21 protein-coding genes are annotated in these 22662 nt (G+C 62.2%); 16 read left to right on the top strand and 5 right to left on the bottom strand.

Features of this window, described 5'->3' with window-relative positions; genetic code table 11:
• The first annotated feature begins 1 nt into the window (after position 1).
• The 4 genes from AB3G88_RS26625 (at position 2) to AB3G88_RS26610 (ending at position 8949) form a co-directional block, all read left to right on the top strand.
• The gene (locus tag AB3G88_RS26625) at positions 2-526 is read left to right on the top strand and encodes a chemotaxis protein CheW (protein ID WP_099585832.1); all 525 of its coding nucleotides are present in this window, start codon (positions 2-4) and stop codon (positions 524-526) included.
• On the top strand, positions 523-2574 hold the full coding sequence (locus AB3G88_RS26620; protein ID WP_112192664.1) for a methyl-accepting chemotaxis protein: 2052 nt from the start codon (positions 523-525) through the stop codon (positions 2572-2574). The genes AB3G88_RS26625 and AB3G88_RS26620 overlap by 4 nt, the downstream gene beginning before the upstream one ends.
• Positions 2575-2681: 107 nt before the next feature.
• Positions 2682-8501: an Hpt domain-containing protein gene (locus AB3G88_RS26615; protein WP_480452392.1), complete on the top strand. Its 5820-nt coding sequence runs from the start codon at positions 2682-2684 to the stop codon at positions 8499-8501.
• A complete protein-coding gene (locus AB3G88_RS26610; protein WP_099585829.1) occupies positions 8494-8949 on the top strand; it encodes a chemotaxis protein CheW in 456 nt (151 codons plus the stop codon). The genes AB3G88_RS26615 and AB3G88_RS26610 overlap by 8 nt, the downstream gene beginning before the upstream one ends.
• A 64-nt stretch (positions 8950-9013) precedes the next feature.
• Here the strand turns inward: AB3G88_RS26610 and AB3G88_RS26605 are convergent, their stop codons facing one another.
• Positions 9014-9640, bottom strand: coding sequence for a LysE/ArgO family amino acid transporter (locus AB3G88_RS26605; RefSeq protein ID WP_158879149.1), 627 nt, complete (start codon positions 9638-9640; stop codon positions 9014-9016).
• 22 nt (positions 9641-9662) lie between these two features.
• On the bottom strand, positions 9663-10469 hold the full coding sequence (locus tag AB3G88_RS26600; RefSeq protein ID WP_158879148.1) for a 2OG-Fe(II) oxygenase: 807 nt from the start codon (positions 10467-10469) through the stop codon (positions 9663-9665).
• Positions 10470-10699: 230 nt separating this feature from the next.
• Between AB3G88_RS26600 and AB3G88_RS26595 the strand changes: the two genes are divergently transcribed.
• Positions 10700-11392, top strand: coding sequence for an NBR1-Ig-like domain-containing protein (locus tag AB3G88_RS26595; RefSeq protein WP_158879147.1), 693 nt, complete (start codon positions 10700-10702; stop codon positions 11390-11392).
• 19 nt (positions 11393-11411) lie between these two features.
• Here the strand turns inward: AB3G88_RS26595 and AB3G88_RS26590 are convergent, their stop codons facing one another.
• Positions 11412-11699, bottom strand: coding sequence for a HigA family addiction module antitoxin (locus AB3G88_RS26590; RefSeq protein WP_480452389.1), 288 nt, complete (start codon positions 11697-11699; stop codon positions 11412-11414).
• A 563-nt stretch (positions 11700-12262) separates the two neighbouring features.
• On the opposite strand from AB3G88_RS26590, the gene AB3G88_RS26585 reads away from it, so the two are divergent.
• The 10 genes from AB3G88_RS26585 to madM all read left to right on the top strand — a co-directional run bounded on the left by AB3G88_RS26585 (position 12263) and on the right by madM (position 19882).
• A complete protein-coding gene (locus AB3G88_RS26585; protein ID WP_480452386.1) occupies positions 12263-12517 on the top strand; it encodes a DUF6124 family protein in 255 nt (84 codons plus the stop codon).
• A gap of 258 nt (positions 12518-12775) precedes the next feature.
• Positions 12776-14446, top strand: coding sequence for a malonate decarboxylase subunit alpha (gene mdcA / locus AB3G88_RS26580; protein ID WP_480452384.1), 1671 nt, complete (start codon positions 12776-12778; stop codon positions 14444-14446).
• Positions 14447-15280, top strand: a complete 834-nt coding sequence (locus AB3G88_RS26575; RefSeq protein ID WP_480452382.1) for a triphosphoribosyl-dephospho-CoA synthase — start codon at positions 14447-14449, stop codon at positions 15278-15280.
• Positions 15280-15579, top strand: a complete 300-nt coding sequence (locus tag AB3G88_RS26570) for a malonate decarboxylase subunit delta (protein WP_112192661.1) — start codon at positions 15280-15282, stop codon at positions 15577-15579. Before AB3G88_RS26575 ends, AB3G88_RS26570 begins: the two co-directional genes overlap by 1 nt.
• Entirely contained in the window at positions 15572-16411 is an 840-nt protein-coding gene (locus tag AB3G88_RS26565) for a biotin-independent malonate decarboxylase subunit beta (RefSeq protein WP_480452380.1), read from the top strand. Before AB3G88_RS26570 ends, AB3G88_RS26565 begins: the two co-directional genes overlap by 8 nt.
• Positions 16408-17166 carry a biotin-independent malonate decarboxylase subunit gamma gene (gene mdcE / locus AB3G88_RS26560; protein ID WP_099585821.1) on the top strand — a complete coding sequence of 253 codons (759 nt, stop codon included), beginning with the start codon at positions 16408-16410 and terminating at the stop codon, positions 17164-17166. Before AB3G88_RS26565 ends, mdcE begins: the two co-directional genes overlap by 4 nt.
• Positions 17160-17756 carry a malonate decarboxylase holo-ACP synthase gene (locus AB3G88_RS26555; RefSeq protein WP_099585820.1) on the top strand — a complete coding sequence of 199 codons (597 nt, stop codon included), beginning with the start codon at positions 17160-17162 and terminating at the stop codon, positions 17754-17756. Before mdcE ends, AB3G88_RS26555 begins: the two co-directional genes overlap by 7 nt.
• Positions 17753-18652, top strand: coding sequence for a malonate decarboxylase subunit epsilon (gene mdcH, locus AB3G88_RS26550; protein WP_480452378.1), 900 nt, complete (start codon positions 17753-17755; stop codon positions 18650-18652). Before AB3G88_RS26555 ends, mdcH begins: the two co-directional genes overlap by 4 nt.
• A gap of 67 nt (positions 18653-18719) precedes the next feature.
• Entirely contained in the window at positions 18720-19112 is a 393-nt protein-coding gene (gene madL, locus AB3G88_RS26545) for a malonate transporter subunit MadL (protein ID WP_112192657.1), read from the top strand.
• 5 nt (positions 19113-19117) lie between these two features.
• Complete coding sequence (gene madM, locus AB3G88_RS26540) at positions 19118-19882, top strand: malonate transporter subunit MadM (protein ID WP_099585817.1); 765 nt, start codon at positions 19118-19120, stop codon at positions 19880-19882.
• Positions 19883-19992: 110 nt separating this feature from the next.
• Here the strand turns inward: madM and AB3G88_RS26535 are convergent, their stop codons facing one another.
• Positions 19993-20907 (bottom strand): LysR family transcriptional regulator, encoded by a 915-nt coding sequence (locus AB3G88_RS26535; RefSeq protein ID WP_099585816.1) that lies wholly within the window; start codon positions 20905-20907, stop codon positions 19993-19995.
• Positions 20908-21051: 144 nt separating this feature from the next.
• Here AB3G88_RS26535 and trhA point away from each other — a divergent pair, with 144 nt between their 5' ends.
• Positions 21052-21669 carry a PAQR family membrane homeostasis protein TrhA gene (trhA, locus tag AB3G88_RS26530; RefSeq protein ID WP_099585815.1) on the top strand — a complete coding sequence of 206 codons (618 nt, stop codon included), beginning with the start codon at positions 21052-21054 and terminating at the stop codon, positions 21667-21669.
• Here trhA and AB3G88_RS26525 read toward each other — a convergent pair.
• Positions 21664-22566: a LysR family transcriptional regulator gene (locus tag AB3G88_RS26525; RefSeq protein ID WP_480452374.1), complete on the bottom strand. Its 903-nt coding sequence runs from the start codon at positions 22564-22566 to the stop codon at positions 21664-21666. The genes trhA and AB3G88_RS26525 overlap by 6 nt on opposite strands.
• Between the last annotated feature and the right edge of the window lie 96 nt (positions 22567-22662).

Genomic DNA, 22662 nt, shown 5'->3' with positions numbered 1-22662 from the left:
CATGACCGAGTCGCAAACCGCCTTCGAGTTGCTGCTGGACATCGACCGCCGCTGCCGCCTGCTGGCCGCCGACCTGCCGTCCCAGGAAGCCCGCCTGCAACGCTGGAGCGGGATCGGCTTTCGCCTGGGGCAACATTGGTATGTGGCGCCCATGGGCGAAGTCGCCGAAGTCCTGCATGAACCGCGATGCACTTTAATGCCCGGGGTCAAGGCCTGGGTCAAAGGTGTTGCTAACCTGCGCGGGCGCCTGCTGCCGGTGATGGACCTGGGTGGTTTCCTCGGCCTTGCGCTGTCCAAGGCGCGCAAGCAGCGGCGGGTGCTGGTGGTGGAGTACAACGATCTGTTTGTCGGGTTGTTGGTAGACGAGGTGGTGGGCATGCAGCATTTTGCACAAGACGCCTTGCTGGCGAGTGCCAGCCCCGGCGCGCCGTTTATCCAGGGCCAGTTCGACGGCGACCCGCCGTGGCAGGTCTTCAGCCCCTTCGCCCTGGCCCAGGCCCCAGGCTTCATGGACGTCGCCGCATGACCACCGCTACCGCGCCCAAACCCCAGGCCGGCTCGCGCAGCCGCTCACAGATCATCGTGCTGTTTATCGCACTGATCGTGTTCATCATGCTGCTCTTCGCCAACTTCGCGTACCTCAACACCCAGTCCACCTACGACAAACAGTACATCGGCCACGCCGGTGAGCTGCGGGTGCTGTCCCAGCGCATTGCCAAGAACGCTACCGAAGCCGCCGCCGGCAAGGCCGCTGCCTTCAAGCTGCTGGGTGACGCGCGCAACGATTTTGCCCAGCGCTGGGGCTACCTGAAAAAAGGCGACCCGCAAACCGGCCTGCCTGCGGCGCCCAGTGCGGTGCGGGCCGAGATGCGCGCAGTGCAGACCGACTGGGAAGCGCTGCTGAAAAACACCGACGCCATCCTCGCCAGCGAGCAGACCGTGCTGTCTCTGCACCAGGTGGCCGCGACCCTGGCCGAAACCGTGCCGCAATTGCAGATGGAATCGGAAAAGGTCGTCGACATCCTGCTGCAACGTGGCGCCCCGGCCAGCCAGGTGGCCCTGGCCCAGCGCCAGTCGCTGCTGGCCGAACGTATTCTGGGGGCGGTCAACACCGTGCTGGCCGGCGACGAAACAGCCGCGCAGGCCGCCGACACCTTTGGCCGCGATGCCGCCCGTTTTGGCCAGGTGCTCAATGGCATGCTCAACGGCAACCCCGGCCTGCGCATCACCCAGGTCGAAGACCACGATGCCCGCGCGCGGCTGGCGGATATCGCCGAACTGTTCGAATTTGTCTCCGGCTCCGTGGATGAAATCCTCGAAACCTCACCGCAACTGTTTCAGGTGCGCGCCTCGGCGAGCAATATTTTCAATCTGTCGCAAACCCTGCTCGATGAAGCCTCGCACCTGGCCACCGGGTTTGAAAACCTCGCCAGCGGGCGCAGCTTCGACACCATTGGCGGCTACGTGCTGGGCCTGCTGGCGTTGGCCTCGATCATCCTGATTGGCCTGGTGATGGTGCGTGAGACCAACCGCCAACTGCACGAGACTGCCGAGAAGAACGAGCGCAACCAGAACGCGATCATGCGCCTGCTCGATGAAATCGAAGACCTGGCCGATGGCGACCTCACCGTGACGGCCTCGGTGACCGAAGACTTCACCGGCACCATCGCCGACTCCATCAACTATTCCGTGGACCAACTGCGCGATCTGGTCGCGACGATCAACCTCACCGCCGGCCAAGTTGCCGGTGCGGTGCAAGAAACCCAGGCCACCGCCATGCACCTGGCCCAGGCCTCGGAGCATCAGGCCCAGCAGATCGCCGAAGCGTCCACCGCGATCAACCAGATGGCCCAGTCCATCGACCAAGTATCGGCCAACGCCGCCGAATCCTCGGCCGTGGCGGAACGCTCGGTGGAGATTGCGAACAAGGGCAACGAGGTGGTTCACAACACCATCCACGGCATGGACAACATCCGCGAACAGATCCAGGACACCGCCAAGCGCATCAAGCGCCTGGGCGAATCGTCCCAGGAGATTGGCGACATCGTCAGCCTGATCGACGACATCGCCGACCAGACCAATATCCTCGCCCTCAACGCCGCCATCCAGGCGAGCATGGCCGGGGATGCCGGACGCGGCTTTGCGGTGGTGGCGGATGAAGTGCAGCGACTGGCCGAGCGCTCATCGGCCGCCACGCGGCAGATCGAAACCCTGGTGAGGGCGATCCAGACCGACACCAACGAGGCGGTCATCTCCATGGAGCAGACCACCACCGAAGTGGTCCGCGGCGCACGGCTGGCCCAGGATGCCGGCGTGGCGCTGGAAGAGATTGAAGGCGTGTCGAAGACCTTGGCGGCGTTGATCCAGAGCATCTCCAATGCAGCGCAGCAGCAGACGTCATCGGCGGGGCAGATCTCCCTGACCATGAACGTGATCCAGCAGATCACTACGCAGACGTCGTCGGGGTCGACCGCGACTGCCGAAAGCATCGGTAACCTGGCGAAGATGGCGAGCCAGTTGCGCAGGTCGGTGTCGGGTTTCACCCTCCCACCCCCGAAACAGGCAGATGACTGAAATGCATTCCAAATGTGGGAGGGGGCAAGCCCCCTCCCACATTGGATCTCAATCATTGTTGAGATCTGGGCAATACCAGCAACCCACGAATTCTAAGCGGAGCAGTTATGGTTGACCGGCACGACTACGTGGCCCTCGAATGGGTCAAGGGCGACATTGCCGAAACCCTGAAACAGGCCCGTTCGGCGCTGGATGCGTTTGTCGAAACCCATGACGATAACGTGATCTGCCAATGCCTGGCCGGTATCCATCAAGTGCATGGCGCGCTGCAAATGGTCGAGTTCTACGGTGCGGCGCTGCTCGCCGAAGAGATCGAAGAACTGGCCCTGGCGCTCCAGGCCGGGCAGGTCAGCCAGCGCGAGGAAAGTATCCGTCTGCTGCAACAGGCCCTTGGTCAACTGCCCCTGTACCTCGACCGCGTGCACAGCGCCCGCCGCGATCTGCCGTTGGTGGTGCTGCCGCTGCTCAACGACCTGCGCAGTGCGCGAGGTGAAAGCCTGCTCTCGGAAACCAGCCTGTTCAGCCCACAACTGCTGTCGATTGCGCCGCTGCCCGATGAAGCCCTGGCCCAACGCGCAGTGCCGGACCTGCATGAACAACTGCGCCAATGGCACCAACTGCTGCAACAGGCCCTCGCCGGGTTGCTGCGTGAAGACCACGGCCCCAGCAATCTGGAAGACATGGCGCGTGTGTTCGCACGCCTTGAAGCCCTGTGCCAGGGCGCGCCATTGTTGCCGTTGTGGCAAGTGACGTCGGCGCTGGTCGAAGGCATGCTCACCGGCGTTGTTGCCAACAGCCCGGCCTTGCGCAGCCTGCTCAAGGCCAGTGACAAGCAGCTCAAGCGTTTGCTGGCTCAAGGCATTGGCGGAATCAACCAGTCTGCGCCGGATGAGTTGCTCAAGAGCCTGTTGTTCTACGTCGCCAAAGTCACCCGGCCGACGCCGCGCATGCAAAGCCTCAAGGAACGCTACGGCCTGGATGAAGCCTTGCCCGACAGCGCCGTGGTCGACGCCGAACGTGCCCGCCTGGCCGGGCCGGACCGCAATGCCATGGGCTCGGTGCTCGGTGCGTTGTGTGAAGAGCTGGTGCGGGTCAAGGAGCGCCTCGACCTGTTCGTACGCAGCGACCGCCAACACACCCACGACCTCGATGCGCTGCTGGCGCCGCTGCGGCAGATCGCCGATACCCTGGCGGTGCTGGGGTTCGGCCAGCCGCGCAAAGTCATCATCGATCAGCTTGCGGTGGTACTGAGCCTGGCCCAAGGCCAACGCGAACCCAATGACGCCGTACTGATGGACGTCGCGGGCGCGCTGCTCTACGTCGAAGCCACCCTGGCCGGAATGGCCGGCACCGTCGAACCGGAAAGCCGCGAAGAAAGCCGCCTGCCCACCACCGACCTGACTCAGATTCACCAACTGGTAATCCGCGAGTCTTGCCAGTGCCTGAAGCAAGCCAAAGAGCTGGTGATTGACTGCATCGAAGCCGACTGGGACCGTCAGCGCCTGGAGTCCCTGCCGGAACTGCTGAGCCAAGTGCGCGGAGCATTGGCGATGATTCCGCTGCCGCGTGCAGCGAGCCTGATGCGCGGCTGCACCGATTACGTCGATGAGCAGTTGGTCGTCAACCATGACGCGCCGTCCGAGACCCAGTTGGCCCATTTTGCCGAGGTAATCAGCAGCCTGGAGTACTACCTCGAACGCATGCTCCAGGACCCCGACGCCGCCGGTGAACGGGTATTGGAACTGGCCACCCAAAGCCTCGCGGCGCTGGGTTACCTGCCTGCTGAAAAACCCTGGCGCCAGGCCTTGCTGGCCCCCGATGGCGTGCTGTCGGCGGATGAGGCCCCGAGCCAATCCCAGTTCGACGCGTTGGCCAACCCCACGTCGCGCCTCAACCCGCCGGCCTTGCAACGCCCCGGTAGCCTGTTGCCACCCCCGGCTGATGAAGCGCCCATCGACGATGAACTGCGCGAAGTCTTCCTCGAAGAAACCGACGAAGTCCTCGACGTGCTGCACCGTCACTTGCCCAACAGCGCGGACAAAACCGCCCAAGGCGAAATGCGCCGCGCCTTCCATACCTTGAAAGGCAGTGGTCGCATGGTGCGCGCCCTGGTGCTGGCCGAACTGGCATGGGCCGTGGAAAACCTGCTGAACCGTGTGCTCGAACGCAGCGTGGCCCTCGGCCCCGGAATCCAGCAGGTGCTGGATGATGCCGTGGCTTTGCTGCCGGAATTGATCGCCGACTTTGCGACGGACGACCAACACCAACGCGACGAAGTCGACGCACTGGCCGCTCGCGCCCACGCCTTGGCCGGTGGCGGCGCTGTATCCGCTGCCGAGCCCCATGACCCGATGCTGCTGGAGATCTTCCGCAATGAAGCCCAGAGCCACCTGGACAGCCTCAACCACTTCCTGCAACAGGCCGCCGAGCATGTGCCGCTGCAAGTCAGCGATGAGCTGCAACGCGCCCTGCACACCCTCAAGGGCAGTGCCTACATGGCCGGCGTATTACCGATCGCCGAACTGGTGCGACCGCTGGATCACCTGACCCGCGAATACAAGGCCCATCGCCTGCCGCTGGACCTGGACGAAGTGGAGTTGCTGCTGGAAGCCGAAGCCCTGTTCCAGCGTGGCTTACGCCAACTGGACCGCGACCCTCTGGTGCCGATCAAGGGCGCGGCCGACCTGATTGGCCGCACCCAAACCCTGCTCGACCATCAGTTGGCCGCGCTGCTCGACGCGCCCAACACCGGCTTGCGCATCAAACGCGACCCGCAACTGATCACCAACTTCCTGGCCCAGGGCATGGACATCCTGCTCGACGCCGAAAGCCTGCTGCGGCGCTGGCAACAGCACCCCGGCGAGCGCCAGGAACTCACCGCTCTGCTGGATGAACTGACCACCCTGGGAGAGGGCGCACACACCGCCGACCTGCATCCCATCGACGAGTTGTGCGAAGCCTTGCTCGACCTCTATGGTGCGGTGGAAGAGAGCAGCCTGGCGGTCAGCGAGCGGTTTTTCCATGAGGCCGAACAGGCCCATGAAGCACTGATCAACATGCTTGACCAGTTGGCCGCCGGCCAGGAAATCAGCCCGGTGCCGGCCCGGGTGCAGGCCCTGCGCGACCTGCTGGACGATGCCCTCGACCCGTCCGCCACCGGCCTGATCAAAACCGACGGCAACCGTGCGCTGAGTATTGCTGAACTGGGCGCTGCCACCGCGCAGTTGGAGCATGAAACGGCGATGGACGATGAGATCGTCGAGATCTTCCTCGAAGAAGCCGTGGACATTCTCGACAGCGCCGGGCAGTCCCTCAAACGCTGGTTGCTGGAACCTGAAAACGCGGCACCGTTGTCCTCGTTGCAGCGCGACCTGCACACCCTCAAGGGCGGCGCGCGCATGGCCGAAATCGGCCCGGTGGGCGATCTTGCCTACGAATTGGAATGCCTTTACGAAGGCCTGGTGGACCGGCGCTACAGCTACAGCACCGAGCTGTCCCAGGTGCTCATGGCCAGCCATGAACGCCTGGCTTTACAGCTGGACGAACTGCACCGCCACCAGCCCTTGAGCGACAGCGCCGAGCTGGTTGCCAAGCTGCGCGAACTGCGCCAGAGCAGTACGCCCGCCGCACAGGCTCCTGCGCCTGAAACGGCGGGCGCCGACCCGGAATTGCTGGATATCTTCCTCGAAGAAGCCGCCGATATTCTCGACAGCTCCGGCAGCGCGCTGCTGCGCTGGCAGGCCGAGCCGAACAATCGCCAGGAAGTCGAGACCCTGCTGCGCGACCTGCACACCCTCAAGGGCGGCGCGCGCATGGTCGAGATCGGACCGATTGGTGACCTGGCTCATGAGCTTGAGTTTCTCTACGAAGGGCTATCGGCCGGCTTGCTCGCACCGTCCGCCGAACTGTTCGCGCTGCTGCAAGGCTGCCATGACCGCCTGGCGCAGATGATCGACGCCGTGGCAGACGGCTTGCCCGTGGGCGCGGTGGACAAGCTTATCGGACGCATCAGAAGCCTGGTGCACCCAAGCGTAGAAGCAGTGGCACCGGTCGCATTGCCCGCAGGCAAGACCGAGGCGGTCGTTGATCCCGCCGCCGACATGGTGAAGATCTCCGCTGATCTGCTGGATGACCTGGTCAATCTGGCCGGCGAAACCTCGATCTTCCGTGGTCGTATTGAACAGCAAGTCAATGACGCACGCATCGCCCTGACCGAGGTGGAAACCACCATCGAGCGCATGCGCGATCAACTGCGCCGCCTCGACACCGAAACCCAGGGCCGCATCCTCAGCCGCCAACAGGCCGAGGCCGAGCGCCTGGGCTATGAAGACTTCGACCCGTTGGAAATGGACCGCCATTCGCAGTTGCAGCAATTGTCACGTGCGTTGTCCGAATCCGCCTCCGATTTGCTCGATCTGAAGGACACCCTCGACCGTCGCAACGAGGACGCGCACGCCCTGTTGCAGCAACAGGCACGCATCAACACCGAATTGCAGGAAGGCCTGATGCGCACGCGCATGGTGCCGTTCGAACGCATGCTGCCACGCCTCAAACGCATCGTGCGCCAGGTGGCGGGCGAGTTGGGCAAGGACGTGGAATTCATCGTCGGCAACGCCGAAGGTGAGATGGACCGCAACGTGCTGGAACGCATGGCGGCGCCTTTGGAACACATGCTGCGCAACGCCGTCGATCATGGCCTGGAATCCAGTGAGGCGCGCCTGCTGGCCGGCAAGCCGAAAAAGGGCCGCATCACCCTGGACCTGACCCACGAAGGCGGCGACATCGTGTTCGACATGCGCGACGACGGCGCTGGCGTGCCCCTGGACGCGGTGCGGCGCAAGGCGATCAAGCGTGGTTTGCTCGGCCCTCATCAAGAGATCAGCGACCGCGACGTGTTGCAGTTTATCTTGCAGCCGGGGTTCTCCACTGCCGAGAAAATCACCCAGATTTCCGGACGTGGCGTGGGCATGGACGTGGTGCATGAAGAAGTACGCCAGCTTGGCGGCTCGATGTTCATTGAGTCGACGCCGGGCGAGGGCGTGCATTTTCGCATTCGTTTGCCGTTCACCGTGTCGGTCAACCGTGCGCTGATGGTGCAGTGCGCGGACGATCAATACGCGATCCCGCTCAATACCATCGAAGCGTTGGTGCGGGTGCTGCCCCATGAGCTGGCGGGGCACTATCAGCAAGATCCGCCACGCTATGAATATGCCGGGCAGAGCTACGAGTTGTTCTACCTGGGCGACCTGCTGCACACCGTCGGCCGGCCCAAATTATTGGGCCAGTACCAACCGGTGCCGGTGTTGCTGGTGCAGTGCAATGAGCGCCGCGTGGCGGTGCATGTGGACGCCATGGCCGGTACCCGGGAGATCGTGGTCAAGGGCCTGGGGCCGCAGTTTGCCGGGGTGCAGGGGTTGTCCGGCGCGACCATCCTGGGCGACGGCCGCGTGGTGCTGATCATCGACTTGCTTGCGCATATCCGCGAACGGCAACCGGCGTTGCCGGCCCAGTCGGTGGATGCGCCGCTGATCCTCAACGACCCACTGAAAAAGCGCCCGCTGCTGGTGCTGGTGGTGGACGACTCGGTCACCGTGCGTAAAGTCACCAGCCGCCTGCTGGAACGCAACGGCATGAACGTGCTCACCGCCAAAGATGGCATCGACGCCCTCGCGTTGCTCGAAGAACACACCCCGGACCTGATGCTGCTCGACATCGAAATGCCGCGCATGGACGGTTTTGAAGTGGCCACGCAAGTGCGCAACGACCCACGCCTGATGCGCCTGCCGATCATCATGATCACCTCCCGCACCGGCCAGAAACACCGCGACCGCGCCATGGCCATTGGCGTCAACGACTACCTCGGCAAGCCGTATCAAGAGTCGGTGCTGCTGGAAAGCATCGCCTACTGGAGCAAGTCCCATGCTTGACCACCGCACCAGCCAACTCACCGGCCTGCTGCTGCCCCTGGCTGACCGTCACCTGGTGCTGCCCAACGTCGCCGTGGCCGAACTGATCGACTTCCAACGCGGCGAACCGGCCAGCGATGCGCCGCCGTGGTATCTGCGGCAAGTGACGTGGCGGGATCGGCAGATTCCGTTGATCAGTTTCGAAGCCGCGTGCGGCGAGGCCAGCGTGACTGGCGAACGCTCACGGATCGTGGTGTTGAACGCGCTGGGTGGGCGACCGACGTTGAAGTTCATTGCGTTGGTTATCCAGGGGATTCCCCGGTCGTACAAGCTCGACAGCGAGTTGAGCTACGTGGACGTGCCGCTGTGCCCTTTGGAATTGGCGGCGGTGCAGGTGGGGGAACAGGTGGCGAAGGTGCCGGATTTGATGGGGTTGGAGGCTTTATTGGTTGAGTCCGGGTTGGCCTGAGTGGCGCATTCTCCATGAGAAATGAAAGGCACCTGTGGTGAGGGCGCTTTGCCGTTCGGTGACGCTACAGCAGATGAAAGTCGGCAATCAGCATACCCGCCAGGTACACCATCAAAATGACCACGCCCGCGTCCAATAAACGCCAGACCTTTGCCGAACGAAATAGCCCCGTCAACCTTTGGCATCCCAACGTCAAAACCACAAACCATACCAGCGACGCGGTCATTGCGCCGCCGGCAAAGAACGCTTGTTGGCTGACGGGCTTTGCCGCACCAATAGAGCCAATCAGCACCACGGTATCCAGCCAGGCATACGGATTGGCAAATCCAAGTATCAATGCCGTGCGTAGCAATCCCCGTCGTGAGGTGAGGTTGCTTTGAGTATCTGGCATCGACTGGTTACGCACACAAACCAATAACCGCTGCCAGCCAAACCACAACAGATAGGCCGCTCCCGACAACAGTAGGAATGCCACCAAACCTGGCTTGCTGCCGAGCAACGAGCCCAATCCCATCACCCCAAGAGCGATGAGGATGATATCGGCGAACACGCATACCGCCACCACACCCCAGACAGGGCTGCGACTGACACCCTGGCGAATAACCAGGGTGTCCTTCGGTCCAGGAGCGGCGAACAGTCCGATGCCCAGTAGAAGACCTTCGAGATAAAAGGCGTTGAAGTCTGGAGTCATGGAGTACTCGACCGCCTGGGTATCAGTTCAATTGAAGGGGTTGATTACCGAAACCGGTATGGCGTGCGTTGACGGTACTTTTCAAGTCGATCGGCTGGTGGCGGAAAAAGCCTGTCAGTTCCTGCTCCACATCAGGGTTGACGAAGTAAATGAGAGAGCTGCGTGGCATTGGTCTCCGAGGAGCCAGAACCGCGTGGTATGCAGCGGGAATCGCACAGTCTGAGAGGTCGGTCAGTAACGATCCGGCCAAAATTGCAACCTCGTTCTCCAAGAGGCGTACCGGCTCCAGCGAGCTGCCTCGAACCAGGACGAGGCCATCATGAGTAGGCTTGATAAATGACAACAGATGACCATCCTCGTGAGGGTCCTGAGCAAACTGCCGCTGATCCGACGCGGAATTAGCTCCATAGACACACAGTTGCAGATAGGACGCTGCGCGCAAAGAGCTCAACGAAGTGGCTCCAAACTCCGCGCAAATCCCATCCATCAATTCCTGGGCAAGTTCGCTGATCTGTTGTTCAAAAGCGCTAACGGCGGCAAAAAAATCACTTCGTGTGAATTCAAAGGTTCTTCGTTTTGATGAATGCGCAGGCCAGTAACAAAATCGCTCACACAGGTCTGGCTGATCCTCAAGGCTCGAGTACTCAGCGCCAAAGGGGAAAAATCCATCGGTGTCTTTCGCGAAGGAAAACGAGGCCTTGGTGGCTGGCGATATTGCGGAGTATCCATCAACGATTTTTTTGTAATCCAGCAGCATCGCTTCTGATATTTGCAGGGTGCCAAAGCCTGTTTGAGCAACGGATTCACAGCACGCTTTGATGTGGTTCATGGCTATATCCAGGGTAGATGTAAAGGAATGCAACAAACACTAGGTTCGCAAGCATGCGAGAAACTACGACACTGGATATGACTGACTAAAAGGGCCTCATCCATGTCCTTCACAACATCGCCAGCAGGGGGCTAGTGTGCATGGTTCAAGACACGTGGCGGCGGACAGGTTGTCTTTTTTGGCGGACAAAGAAATGACGTTCACCTAAAAATGGGAACCGTAAACTTCATATGAATATAAGAACGAAAGATACCCTCAGGTCACTGGTTGCACGCCGCAGCCGAGAGCTGGGCAAACCCCTGACTGTGCTGGCCAAGGAGGCGGGAATCTCCAGAACCTACTTGTACGGTCTAGCGGCTGGGGCGTCGAGGGACCCGTCGGTGCGCACGCTGATCAAGCTGGCGAAGGCATTGCAGGTTTCTCCCTTGCTTCTATTTCGCTACTTCGCTGATCTGACAGGCGCGCCCGATAATGTGTGCTCGATGGCTACCACCAATCGGGCCGCAGGTATTGATGATCCGGAGGACGTTGCGGTGTTCAATGCCGATGTCACGACGCCTGATCAAGCCGTCGTGTTGCCGGGGGAAGTTTTTCAGAAAACCTGGGAGATTCAGAACCTGGGCACACGACCCTGGCGCGGGCGACGACTGGTACGTGTTGATGGGGAATATGTGATTGCCCGCCGCGCGGATCCACAAGGCCAGTTGGAGGTAGTGATGGACATTCATCTGCGTAGCTTGCACAGCGAACTCCCTATTGCCGATACCCTGCCGGGCCAGCCGGTGCATATCACTGTGGAATTTGCTGCACCCAAGGAGACTTGTACGGTGGCTTCAGTCTGGCGAATCGAGGATGAGCAGGGGACGCCTTGTTACGGGCCTGCGTTCATTTTGCATGTGGTGGTTAACGTCATGGCACGTTGAGCGTCCGCTCGGATTTTACTTAGTCAATCCGCGCAAACCGCTCAATCACCGGCTGCTCCCGATGCTCGGCCTGCCACAAATCGTAGGCACTTTGCATCGACAACCATAGCTGCGCGGTACTCACACCGGCCCGTTCCAACCGAACGGCAAGGTCCGGGCTGACCGGGGCGTGGCCATGCAAGATCCTTGAATAAGTCTCGCGGGCGAAGCCAAGACGTCGCGCCATTTCGGTAATGGTGATGCCCAGGGCAGGGATTACATCTTCAAGCAAGATTTCACCGGGGTGAGGTGGGTTGTGCATGCCCATATCGATACCTCTACTCAGTGGTAGTCAAGATAATCGACCAGTTCGACCTGGTCGTCGAAATTGTGATGTGATGCATCACACTCTGCAACGGCCTTGCATCGGGTTTAACAGTCGGATTCATGATGTCTGCCCGTGGCACGATTCGGATGGAAAAGGCTAGAGAGACGGGTTCCGAGCAACAACCTGAAAAACCTGTCGGAGCATTCCTCGCTGTCTATCGGAACGATGAAGATAGGCGGGGGGCTTCGGATTTTTCCTGCAAGATTTTGGGCCGTGCATGAACTTGTCGCGCTCAGCCCGCGCGCCTAGTCTTCGTCCCGTCATCGCAAAAAACGGTGACACGGACGTGCAAGTCCGGTTACATGTCGGCGCACCAGCGCCCATAGCCATCCAACGTGCGTTTTTTATGCCTGCTGTATTCGTTATGGCGGCTGTGCGTGGGAGATCCCTTGGGGTCTGCCGGGGTCCGATATGCCCGGTCTTGCACACCTGCGCACGGCTGCCACCCTAATTCGCGTGCAAGCGGAGCGGGCAGTCTCCATCACATATCGGAGCTGTAAATCATGATCAAACCTACCCCTAATCCGCCCCTCTTCACCGTAAACCCTCATCAAGACACCGAAACCCTGCTGGTCAACGCCAGCGAAACCCTGTCCTCCCTCAACGCACTCACCTGCAACCTGGCCTTCCACCTGGACACTTCCCAGCGCGCCATTATGCTCGGGATTCAGCAAATGGCCGAGTTGGGGCAATTATTGGTGGATAAAGCGCTGGAGCAGGTCAGCCCTTCTGCGCAAGCGGTCCCAAACAGGGACTGATCAGTCCCTGTTTGGGACCGCTATCTCACAGACACCACCGAGCAAATGTGGGAGGGGGCTTGCCCCCGATGGCGGAGTGTCAGTTGATACATCACTTAGCTGACACACAGACACCACATTTTGACCTTCAGCTGGCTCGGGTCAGCGTTTGCTGATGTTCCATTACTCCAGCCGTAACGATCCACCGCCGGGCTTGATTGATGGCCCCCTGAATCACTCCTAAGGTAAGCCCACGACAGCAACCCTCGTGGAGCGACCATGACAACAATAACTACCCCCGACTCGCGCTGGACGCGGCGGCGCGATGAGAAGCAGCGGCGGCTCGGGCTGGTCAAGAAGTACGCAGACGGGGCCGTGCTGCCCAGTGACAGGATCGTCGAAGCGCTTGAAGCCTTGATCCTGCCGGGCGACCGCGTTGTATTGGAGGGCAACAACCAGAAACAAGCCGATTTCCTCTCGCGCTCCCTGGCCAAGGTCGACCCCGCCAAGCTCCACGATTTGCACATGATCATGCCCAGTGTCGGCCGTTCCGAGCACTTGGACCTGTTTGAAAAAGGCATCGCCCGCAAGCTCGATTTCTCCTTTGCCGGCACCCAATCCCTGCGCATCAGCCAGTTGCTCGAAGACGGCCTGCTGGAAGTCGGTGCGATCCACACTTACATCGAACTCTACGCACGGCTGGTGGTGGACCTGATCCCCAACGTGGTGCTCTCCGCCGGTTTCATGGCCGACCGTGCCGGCAATATCTACACCGGCGCCAGTACCGAAGACACGCCAGCGCTGATCGAACCCGCCGCCTTCAGCGATGGCATCGTGATCGTGCAGGTCAACCAGTTGGTGGACGATGTCACCGACTTGCCCCGCGTCGACATCCCGGCGAGCTGGGTGGATTTTGTGGTGGTGGCCGACAAGCCGTTCTACATCGAGCCGCTGTTCACCCGCGACCCGCGCCACATCAAGCCAGTCCACGTGCTGATGGCGATGATGGCGATCCGTGGCATCTACGAAAAACACAATGTGCAGTCGCTCAACCATGGCATCGGTTTCAACACCGCCGCCATCGAGCTGATCCTGCCCACCTACGGCGAATCCCTCGGCCTGAAGGGCAAGATCTGCCGCAACTGGACCCTCAACCCGCACCCGACGCTGATCCCGGCGATCGAAAGCGGTTGGGTGCAAAGCGTGCATTGCTTCGGCACCGAACTGGGCATGGAGAACTACATCGCCGCCCGCCCGGACGTGTTCTTCACCGGCCGTGATGGCTCGATGCGCTCCAACCGCATGTTCTGCCAACTCGCCGGCCAATACGCGGTAGACCTGTTTATCGGCGCCACCCTGCAAGTGGATGGCGACGGCCACTCCAGCACCGTGACCCGTGGCCGCCTCGCCGGCTTTGGCGGCGCGCCGAACATGGGCCACGACCCACGTGGCCGTCGTCACGGTACCCCGGCGTGGTTGGATATGCGTCACGACGATGCGCCTGAGGCCTTGTTGGAGCGCGGCAAAAAGCTCGTGGTGCAAATGGTCGAGACGTTCCAGGAGGGCGGCAAACCCACCTTCGTCGACACCCTCGACGCGGTGGAAGTGGCACGTAAAAGCGGCATGCCGCTGGCGCCGATCATGATCTACGGCGACGACGTCACCCACCTGCTCACCGAAGAAGGCATCGCCTACCTGTACAAGGCGCGCTCCCTGGAAGAGCGCCAGGCGATGATTGCCGCCGTTGCCGGCGTGACCGCCATCGGCCTGCGCCACAACCCCAAGGACACCGCGCGCATGCGCCGCGAGGGCCTGATCGCCTTGCCCGAAGATCTGGGCATCCGTCGTACCGACGCCACCCGCGAGCTGTTGGCCGCCAAGAGCGTGGCCGATCTGGTGGACTGGTCCGGTGGCCTGTACAACCCGCCCGCCAAATTCAGGAGCTGGTAAATGCGCGCTCTTAAACTGCACGAACTCAGCCTCGCGGATCGCCTGGCGGACATGGCCGTTGATGCATTGATCGATGAAGCCGATCTGTCGCCCAAACCTGCCCTGGTGGACCGTCGCGGCAATGGCGCCCACAGCGATTTGCACCTGGGGCTGATGCACGCCTCGGCGCTGTCGTTGTGGCCGATGTTCAAGGAAATGGCCGAAGCTGCGCTTGAAGTCGGTGAGGTCGGCTTGCCCCTGCGCGAAGCCCTCGGGCGGATCGGCCGTGAAGGTGAGCAAGCGATGCTGATCACCACCAACGGTGTAAACACCCATCGCGGCGCGATCTGGGCGCTCGGCTTGCTCACTGCTGCGGCAGCCCTGGAACCTCGCGCAGTAACGCTGAATGCCGCCCGATTGGCCCTGCTCAACGACCGCTACGCCCCGCAATCGCGGAGCCACGGTGCTGAGGTCGCGCAACGCTACGGCGCCCGTGGAGCCCGTGAAGAAGCACAACTTGGCTTCCCCTCGGTGATGCAACGCGGCCTGGTGCAACTGCACAAAAGCCGCAGCCAGAACGCCGGCGAACAGAACGCACGCCTCGACGCCTTGCTGGCGATCATGACCGAGCTGGCCGACACCTGCGTGCTCTACCGCGCCGGCACCGAAGGCTTGCACGCGATGCAGCGTGGCGCCCAGGCAGTGCTCGATGCGGGCGGCAGCGCAAGCCTCGCCGGGCGCCGCCAGCTGCATGAGCTCGACCACCAATTGCTGGCCCTGAATGCCTCCCCCGGCGGCGCCGCCGACCTGTTGGCCGCCTGCCTGTTTATCGACCGCCTCGACGGAGCGTTGTGATGGAAACCTTATCCTTTGAGTTCCCCGCCGGGCAGCCGCCGAAAGGTCGTGCGCTGGTGGGTTGCGTCGGCTCCGGCGACCTGGAAGTCCTGCTGGAACCGGGCACGCCCGGCACGCTGACCATTCAGGTACAGACCTCGGTGAATGGCGCTCAGCAACGCTGGCAGCATGTGTTCGAACGCATCTTCCAGGAGCAGACGCCGCCCGCCCTGAAGATTGATATCCACGATTTCGGTGCCACCCCCGGCGTGGTGCGCTTGCGCCTGGAGCAAGGTTTCGAGGAGATCGGCCATGATTGATTTCTCCAGACACAGTTTCGTTGAGCTGGGCGCTCGGCAGCGGGCCAAGGCCTTGCTGGACGCCGGCACGTTCCGCGAATTGATCGACCCGTTCCAACGGGTCATGTCGCCCTGGCTCAGCCGCCAGGGCGTGGTGCCCCAGGCTGACGACGGCGTGATCATCGCCAAGGGCAGCATCGATGGCTTACCGGTGGTGATCGCCGCCATCGAAGGCAATTTCCAGGGCGGTAGCCTGGGTGAGGTCGGCGGCGCAAAAATCGCCGGCGCGCTGGAACTGGCCGCCGAGGACAACCGCAAAGGCATTGCGACCCGCGCCGTGCTGCTGCTGGAAACCGGCGGCGTGCGATTGCAGGAAGCCAACCTGGGCCTGGCTGCGATTGCTGATATCCACGCGGCGATTGTCGACCTGCGCCAATACCAACCGGTGATCGGTGTGGTGGCGGGCAGCGTTGGCTGTTTTGGCGGCATGTCCATTGCCGCCGGATTGTGCAGCTATCTGGTGGTGACCCGCGAAGCGCGCCTGGGCCTCAACGGCCCGCAAGTGATCGAGCAGGAAGCCGGGCTGGAGGAGTACGACTCCCGTGACCGCCCGTTTATCTGGAGCCTTACCGGCGGCGAGCAGCGCTTCAACAGCGGTCTCGCCGACCGTTATGTGGCCGACGATGTGGCGCAGATCCAACAGACCGTCACCGCGTTGCTGCATCAAGGCATGCCCGCTCAACAGCGCAGCCAGCAGGCTGCTCTGTATCTCGCACGCCTGGCCGAACTGGACGCGGCGGCGCAAATCGACCCGGCGACGGTTCGCGATCTGTATCAGGGAGAACGCTCATGAGAGGTTTGCAGTGGTTCAACGCATTGAGCGCCGGCGCCGCACCTGTTGACGGGTTGCCGGCTTCGCTGAAAGTCGCCGATGGCCCATTAGGTCGTTTTATCGCCGTGGTCACGGATGAGCAAAACCGCTTCCCCCGTGCCCGCAATGGCGAAGTCGGCCTGCTGGAAGGCTGGGGGTTGGCCAAGGCCGTGGACGAAGCCATCGCTCGCGGCGACAAGCGTCCCATCATCGCTATCGTCGATGTGCCGAGCCAAGCCTATGGCCGTCGTGAAGAAGCCCTGGGCATCCATCAAGCCCTGGCCGCCGCCGCCGACAGCTACGCCCGCGCCCGATTGGCCGGGCATCCGGTGATCGCGCTACTGGTGGGCAAGGCCATGTCCGGTGCTTTCCTCGCCCACGGCTACCAGGCCAATCGCCTGATCGCCCTGCGCGATCCTGGTGTGATGGTGCACGCCATGGGCAAGGCGTCGGCGGCGCGGGTGACCCTGCGCAGCGTCGAAGAGCTGGAAGCATTGGCCGCCAGCGTGCCGCCCATGGCCTATGACATCGACAGTTACGCCAGCCTTGGTTTGCTGTGGGAAACCTTGACGGTCAGCCAGATTGAACAGCCCACCGCCGACGATGTGGCGCGGGTCAGTGATTGTCTGGTGAGTGCGATCAAGGACATTGGCACGTCCGATTTGAGCGGACGCCTCGGCGCCACCAATCGTGCCGCTTCCAGCCACGTGCGCCAACTGTTGCGCGAGCAATGGTGAACGCCCACGACCTGCTCTGGGGCATGACCCCGGCGCATCTGCCCGCCGACGCACCGGCCTGGGCGGTGGACGTGATCAGCGCCGGTCACCCGGTGGTGGTGCGTCGCGCCCTCGCCGAGCCGGGCGAGGTGGCGATCGGTGTGCGTGGGCGTTTGCGCGAACAGCGTTTTGCCGCCGTGATGCCGATGGCGGCGGTGCGTCGGCGCGTGGTGCCGGAGGCGTTGCGCGCCGTGATCTCGACCCGGGATTTGCCCGCGTTGCAGGCATTGCAGCAGGTGCGACCGGTGCTGGGCCAGGCAAGCTGGGGCGTCAGTGGCAGTGCGGGTTTTGAGTTGGCGAGCGGTATTGAAGCGCTGCATGCGATGAGTGACCTGGATTTGATCCTGCGCGCACCTGAGCCGCTGGATCGCAACGATGCGCGGGCGCTTCTGGAACAATTGGATAAGGCGGCGTGCAGCGTTGACCTGCAGCTGCAAACCCCGTTCGGCGCCGTCGCCTTGCGCGAATGGGCCGGGCCGTCACGCCGCGTATTGCTCAAAACCGTCAGCGGTGCGCACCTTGTACTCGACCCCTGGCAGGCCGTGGCATGAGCAGTCTGCTGGTGTTCCCGGGGCAGGGCGCCCAGCGCACGGGCATGCTTCAGGCGTTGCCGGCGGACATCCTGGCCGAGGCCAGCGATGCCTTGGGCGAAGACGTGCGCCGGCTCGACTGCGCGCAAGCCTTGGCCAGTACCCGCGCCGTGCAACTGTGCCTGTTGATCGCCGGCGTGGCCCACGCTCGCCTCCTGCAACACACCCCGGATTACGTGGCTGGCCTGTCCATCGGTGCCTACCCGGCAGCGGTAATCGCCGGCGCGCTGGCGTTTGCCGATGCGGTCAGGTTGGTCAGCCTGCGTGGTGAGCTGATGCAACAGGCTTATCCACAGGGCTATGGCATGACTGTTTTGATAGGCCCGCAGTTATCCACCGTCGAAACCTTGCTGGCTGAGGTCCACAGCCCGCAAACCCCGGTGTACCTGGCCAATATCAATGCCGACAACCAGACCGTCATCGCCGGCAGTGATGCCGCCATGAAGCGCGTTGCCGAGCGCATCAAAGGCAATGGCGTCGCCAAGCGCCTGGCGGTCAGCGTGCCGTCCCATTGCGCATTGCTGGAGCAACCGGCCCAGGCGCTGGCGCAAGCGTTCGTTGCACTGAAGGCACCGCGTATCACCTATTTGAGCAGCACCCGTGCGCGGCCGATCCACAATCCCGAGCAACTGCGCGACGACTTGGCCTTCAACATGTGCCGCGTGGTCGACTGGCGCGGCACCGTGCAAAGCGCCTATGAGCGCGGCGTGCGCCTGCAAATCGAACTGCCGCCGGGCGCCGTGCTCACCGGTCTGTCACGCCGCCTATTCGAACAAGGTACGGTGATCGCCTGTGAAGGCGCGCGCCTGGACACGTTGCAGGCCCTGCTGCAAGAGGAGGAGCGCCGCCACCGATAAAGCACCACCCAAGGCTTTCGAAGCACAAAAACAACAATTTCGATCGAGCACTTTGAGGACAACAACAATGATTATCTACGGTGTGGCGTTTCTGGCGCTCTGCACGTTGGCTGGCCTGTTTGTCGGTGAACTGCTGGGTAAGTGGATGGGTATTCCTGCCAACGTCGGCGGGGTGGGCATCGCCATGTTGCTGTTGATTGGCCTGGGCAGTTACCTCGGCAAGCGGGGCTTGTTTACCGGCAAGTCGGAGCAGGGCGTGAGTTTCTGGGCGGCGATCTATATCCCTATCGTGGTGGCCATGGCGGCCCAGCAGAACGTGTATGGCGCCATCAGTGGCGGGCCCATGGCGATACTGGCCGGGACCCTGGCCGTGGTGCTGGGCTTTGCCCTGGTGCCGGTGTTGGTGCGCATCGGCAATCGTGAGCCGAGCGCGGCCGTTCCCACCAAAGAGGCGGGGTGATCGCCATGTACGAATCCTTGATGAAAGTGATCACCGGCTACGGCCTGATCAGCGGTTTCGCGGTGATCGGCCTGACCATGTGGGTGTCCTACTGGATCTCCGACACCTTTACCAAAGGTCGCCTGCACGGCTCAGCCATCGCCATCCTGCTCGGGCTGGTGCTGTCGTACGTCGGTGGTGCCTTCACGGGTGGCGCCAAGGGTGTGGTGGATATTCCGTTGTTGTCGGGCATCGGCCTGTTGGGCGGGGCGATGCTGCGCGACTTCGCGATTGTCGCCACGGCGTTTGGTGTGAGTGTCGATGAGCTCAAGCGCGCTGGATACGTGGGTGTGCTTGCGCTGTTTGTCGGGGTGGGCTCGTCGTTTGTCGCCGGCGTCGGCGTGGCCATGGCGTTCGGTTACACCGATGCGGTGAGCCTCACCACCATTGGCGCGGGCGCCGTGACCTACATCGTCGGCCCGGTGACGGGCGCGGCGATTGGTGCCAGCTCCGAGGTGATGGCGTTGTCGATTGCGGCGGGGTTGATCAAGGCCATTCTGGTGATGGTGATGACGCCGTTCGTGGCACCGCTGATCGGTTTGAACAATCCGCGCAGTGCGGTGATTTTTGGCGGGTTGATGGGCACGTCCAGCGGCGTGGCGGGCGGGTTGGCGGCGACTGATCCGAAGCTGGTGCCTTACGGCTGTTTGACCGCAGCGTTCTATACGGCGCTGGGGTGTCTGCTGGGGCCGTCGTTGCTGTTTTTGCTGATGCGGGGGTTGGTGGGCTGATTTCGTGATTTGTGCTGTCTGGTGTGGCGCTATCGGGGGCAAGCCCCCTCCCACATTTTTAATTGCGGATACATTCAAGTGTGGGAGGGGGCTTGCCCCCGATAGCGGTCTCAGGCCTGCCGATTGGCATACATCCGACACTCCGCCAACAGCGCCAGTAAATTCGGGTCACGTTCCTTGGCCTTCAAGAACACCACGCCAATCTGCTGCTGCAACCGATACCTGGGTTGCAGCGGTATCAGCTTCACGCGGTTCTCATACACCGCCGCAATCCGCCCCGGCAGCAGCGCATAACCCACCCCCGAACTGACCATGCTCAACAGCGTGAAGATGTCATTGACCTGCATCGCCACTTTCGGCTCGAACCCCGCTTGCTTGAACACCCGGTTGCCATCCTGGTGAGTGGCGAAGCCTTGGGTGAGGGTGATGAAAGTAGCGTCGCGCACGTCGGCCAGGTCGATTTCGCGTTCACGGTCGAAGGGTGAATCGGCCGGTGTGGCGAGGAAGATGTCGTCGGAGAACAGCGCAATCTGCTCGCAATCGGGGTCGTTGGCGTGTTCGTCGAGGGAGATCAGGATCGCGTCCACTTCCATGTTCTTGAGCTTGTAGAGCAGGTCGAAGTTGGAGCCCAGGATCAGGTCGATGTTGAGCTCGCTGCGGCGGATCTTCAGGCCCATGATCAGCTGCGGCACGGTTTTGACCGTCAGCGAATACAGCGAGCCCAGCTTGAAACGCTCGGCGGAAAAACCCGCGGCTTCGCGGGTCAGGCGCACGCTGTCGACCACATCGGCCACCAGTTTCTGTGCGCGTTCTTCGAGTACGTAGGCGCTTTCCAGCGGTGTGAGGTTGCGTCCTTCGTGTTTGAACAGCGGGCAGCGCAGGGCGTTTTCCAGGGAGTGGATGGCGCGGTGCACGCTGACGTTGCTGGTTTGCAACTCGGCCGCGGCGCGGGCCAGGTTGCCGGTACGCATGAACGCCAGGAAGATTTCGAGCTTTTTGAGGGTGAATTCTTCGTCGATCAGCATGGCCGCAGGCTCTTGTTCGAATGTTCCCGATTGTGCCCGCAAAACTGCGCGGCGTCGCTGGAACGTCATGCGGCGCTTGCACTCTTAAGCCCAAGGCGGGAGGCTTGCCGCCAGCCGTTAATGGTTACAGGAGGTCGGTAACACATGTATCACGGGGAACGATTCAACGCCTGGAGCCATTTGCTCGGTGCAGTCGCGGCGTGTATTGGCGCCGTGTGGATGTTGGTGGTGGCGAGCCTCGATGGCAGCCCCTGGAAGATCGTCAGCGTGGCGATTTATGGTTTTACGCTGATGGTGCTGTACAGCGCGTCGACCGTGTACCACAGCGTGCGCGGGCGGCGAAAAGAGATCATGCAGAAGGTCGATCACTTTTCGATCTACCTGTTGATCGCCGGCAGTTACACGCCGTTTTGCCTGGTGACGCTAAGAGGCCCGTGGGGCTGGACGCTGTTCGGCATCGTGTGGGGGCTGGCGGTGATTGGCATTTTGCAGGAGATCAAGCCGCGCTCCGAGGCGCGCGTTTTGTCGATCGTCATCTACGCAGTGATGGGCTGGATTGTCCTGGTGGCGGTCAAGCCGCTGATCGCCGCATTGGGCACCGCTGGGTTTACCTGGCTGGCGTCGGGCGGGGTGTTGTACACCGTCGGCATTATCTTTTTTGCCCTGGAGGACCGCCTGCGGCACTCCCATGGGATCTGGCATCTGTTTGTGATCGGCGGCAGCCTGCTGCATTTCGTGGCGATCATGCGCTACGTGCTATAGGCGTTCCAGCAACTCACAGGCGCGGTTGCCGAAGATCTCCAACAGCTTGGCCAACATATGCGGTGGCGGCTCATTGGCGCGTGTCAGGGCGTACAGGGTGATCGGCAGCGGCGGCGTGAGAGGGCGGATGCAGGTAGTGGCCGTCGAGGCGCCCAGTGCGGTGAAGGGGTCGATCACGGTCAACCCCGCGCCGGACTCGACCATCGCGCGCGCCAATGAATAGGTTTGCACCGAGATCGTCACCCGTGGCGCCGGTTCGACACTCTCCAGGTAGGTGTCGAGTTTGGCGGCCAGCGGGTCGGCGCTGGATAACCCAATCAGCGGCGCGCCGGCCAGGTCGGCCAACGGCAACGGCTGATGCAGTTCCGCATCCGGCCAATAGCCTTTGGACGCCAACGCCACCAGCACGCCGTTGGCCAGCACTTGGGTGGTCAACCCCGGATGGCCTGAGAAATTGAGCGTCAGCGCCAGGTCAATCTCGCGCATCAACAGCTTTTGCACCAGTTCGCGGCTATGGTCGCTGGACAGTTCACAGGCCATGTCCGGGTAGTCGCGCTTCCATTCCAGAATCGCCGGTGGCAGCAGCGATAGCGCCAGCGCGGGGATGGCACCGATGCGCACGCTTTGTCCCGGTGCACGGCGCAAGCTCTTGGCCAGGCGCCGCACCCCTTGCAGGCTCGCGGTGACTTTCTCGACTTCGCTTTCCAGCGCCAGGGCTTCCGGTGTGGGTTGCAACTTGCCGCGCACGCGCAGGAACAAGGGGAAACCCAGCTGCAATTCGGCGTGCTGCAACACTTTGGTCACTGCGGGCTGCGACACGTGCAGCAATTGCGCGGCGGCGCTGACGGAGCCGGTCTGGCGGATCGCCTGGAAGATCTCGATATGACGCAAGCGCATGGCAAGTCCATAACCTTTGTTTATAGGTGGCCCATCTTTATTCATTGTCGGTGGCCTGTCACCTGCGCCTACGCTTGAAACCTCTTGATTCGGGCG

The sequence above is a fragment of the Pseudomonas arvensis genome (assembly GCF_056688935.1).
The sequence above is the reverse complement of the archived record's forward strand: the minus strand, read 5'-3'. Positions and strand labels throughout refer to the sequence as shown.

What these genes read in the sequence shown, in the direction of transcription:
- AB3G88_RS26625 (WP_099585832.1), top strand. Translation starts at nt 2, where the DNA reads ATGACCGAGTCGCAAACCGCCTTCGAGTTGCTGCTGGACATCGACCGC.
- AB3G88_RS26620 (WP_112192664.1), top strand. Translation starts at nt 523, where the DNA reads ATGACCACCGCTACCGCGCCCAAACCCCAGGCCGGCTCGCGCAGCCGC.
- AB3G88_RS26615 (WP_480452392.1), top strand. Translation starts at nt 2,682, where the DNA reads ATGGTTGACCGGCACGACTACGTGGCCCTCGAATGGGTCAAGGGCGAC.
- AB3G88_RS26610 (WP_099585829.1), top strand. Translation starts at nt 8,494, where the DNA reads ATGCTTGACCACCGCACCAGCCAACTCACCGGCCTGCTGCTGCCCCTG.
- AB3G88_RS26605 (WP_158879149.1), bottom strand. Translation starts at nt 9,640, where the DNA reads ATGACTCCAGACTTCAACGCCTTTTATCTCGAAGGTCTTCTACTGGGC.
- AB3G88_RS26600 (WP_158879148.1), bottom strand. Translation starts at nt 10,469, where the DNA reads ATGAACCACATCAAAGCGTGCTGTGAATCCGTTGCTCAAACAGGCTTT.
- AB3G88_RS26595 (WP_158879147.1), top strand. Translation starts at nt 10,700, where the DNA reads ATGAATATAAGAACGAAAGATACCCTCAGGTCACTGGTTGCACGCCGC.
- AB3G88_RS26590 (WP_480452389.1), bottom strand. Translation starts at nt 11,699, where the DNA reads ATGGGCATGCACAACCCACCTCACCCCGGTGAAATCTTGCTTGAAGAT.
- AB3G88_RS26585 (WP_480452386.1), top strand. Translation starts at nt 12,263, where the DNA reads ATGATCAAACCTACCCCTAATCCGCCCCTCTTCACCGTAAACCCTCAT.
- mdcA (WP_480452384.1), top strand. Translation starts at nt 12,776, where the DNA reads ATGACAACAATAACTACCCCCGACTCGCGCTGGACGCGGCGGCGCGAT.
- AB3G88_RS26575 (WP_480452382.1), top strand. Translation starts at nt 14,447, where the DNA reads ATGCGCGCTCTTAAACTGCACGAACTCAGCCTCGCGGATCGCCTGGCG.
- AB3G88_RS26570 (WP_112192661.1), top strand. Translation starts at nt 15,280, where the DNA reads ATGGAAACCTTATCCTTTGAGTTCCCCGCCGGGCAGCCGCCGAAAGGT.
- AB3G88_RS26565 (WP_480452380.1), top strand. Translation starts at nt 15,572, where the DNA reads ATGATTGATTTCTCCAGACACAGTTTCGTTGAGCTGGGCGCTCGGCAG.
- mdcE (WP_099585821.1), top strand. Translation starts at nt 16,408, where the DNA reads ATGAGAGGTTTGCAGTGGTTCAACGCATTGAGCGCCGGCGCCGCACCT.
- AB3G88_RS26555 (WP_099585820.1), top strand. Translation starts at nt 17,160, where the DNA reads ATGGTGAACGCCCACGACCTGCTCTGGGGCATGACCCCGGCGCATCTG.
- mdcH (WP_480452378.1), top strand. Translation starts at nt 17,753, where the DNA reads ATGAGCAGTCTGCTGGTGTTCCCGGGGCAGGGCGCCCAGCGCACGGGC.
- madL (WP_112192657.1), top strand. Translation starts at nt 18,720, where the DNA reads ATGATTATCTACGGTGTGGCGTTTCTGGCGCTCTGCACGTTGGCTGGC.
- madM (WP_099585817.1), top strand. Translation starts at nt 19,118, where the DNA reads ATGTACGAATCCTTGATGAAAGTGATCACCGGCTACGGCCTGATCAGC.
- AB3G88_RS26535 (WP_099585816.1), bottom strand. Translation starts at nt 20,907, where the DNA reads ATGCTGATCGACGAAGAATTCACCCTCAAAAAGCTCGAAATCTTCCTG.
- trhA (WP_099585815.1), top strand. Translation starts at nt 21,052, where the DNA reads ATGTATCACGGGGAACGATTCAACGCCTGGAGCCATTTGCTCGGTGCA.
- AB3G88_RS26525 (WP_480452374.1), bottom strand. Translation starts at nt 22,566, where the DNA reads ATGCGCTTGCGTCATATCGAGATCTTCCAGGCGATCCGCCAGACCGGC.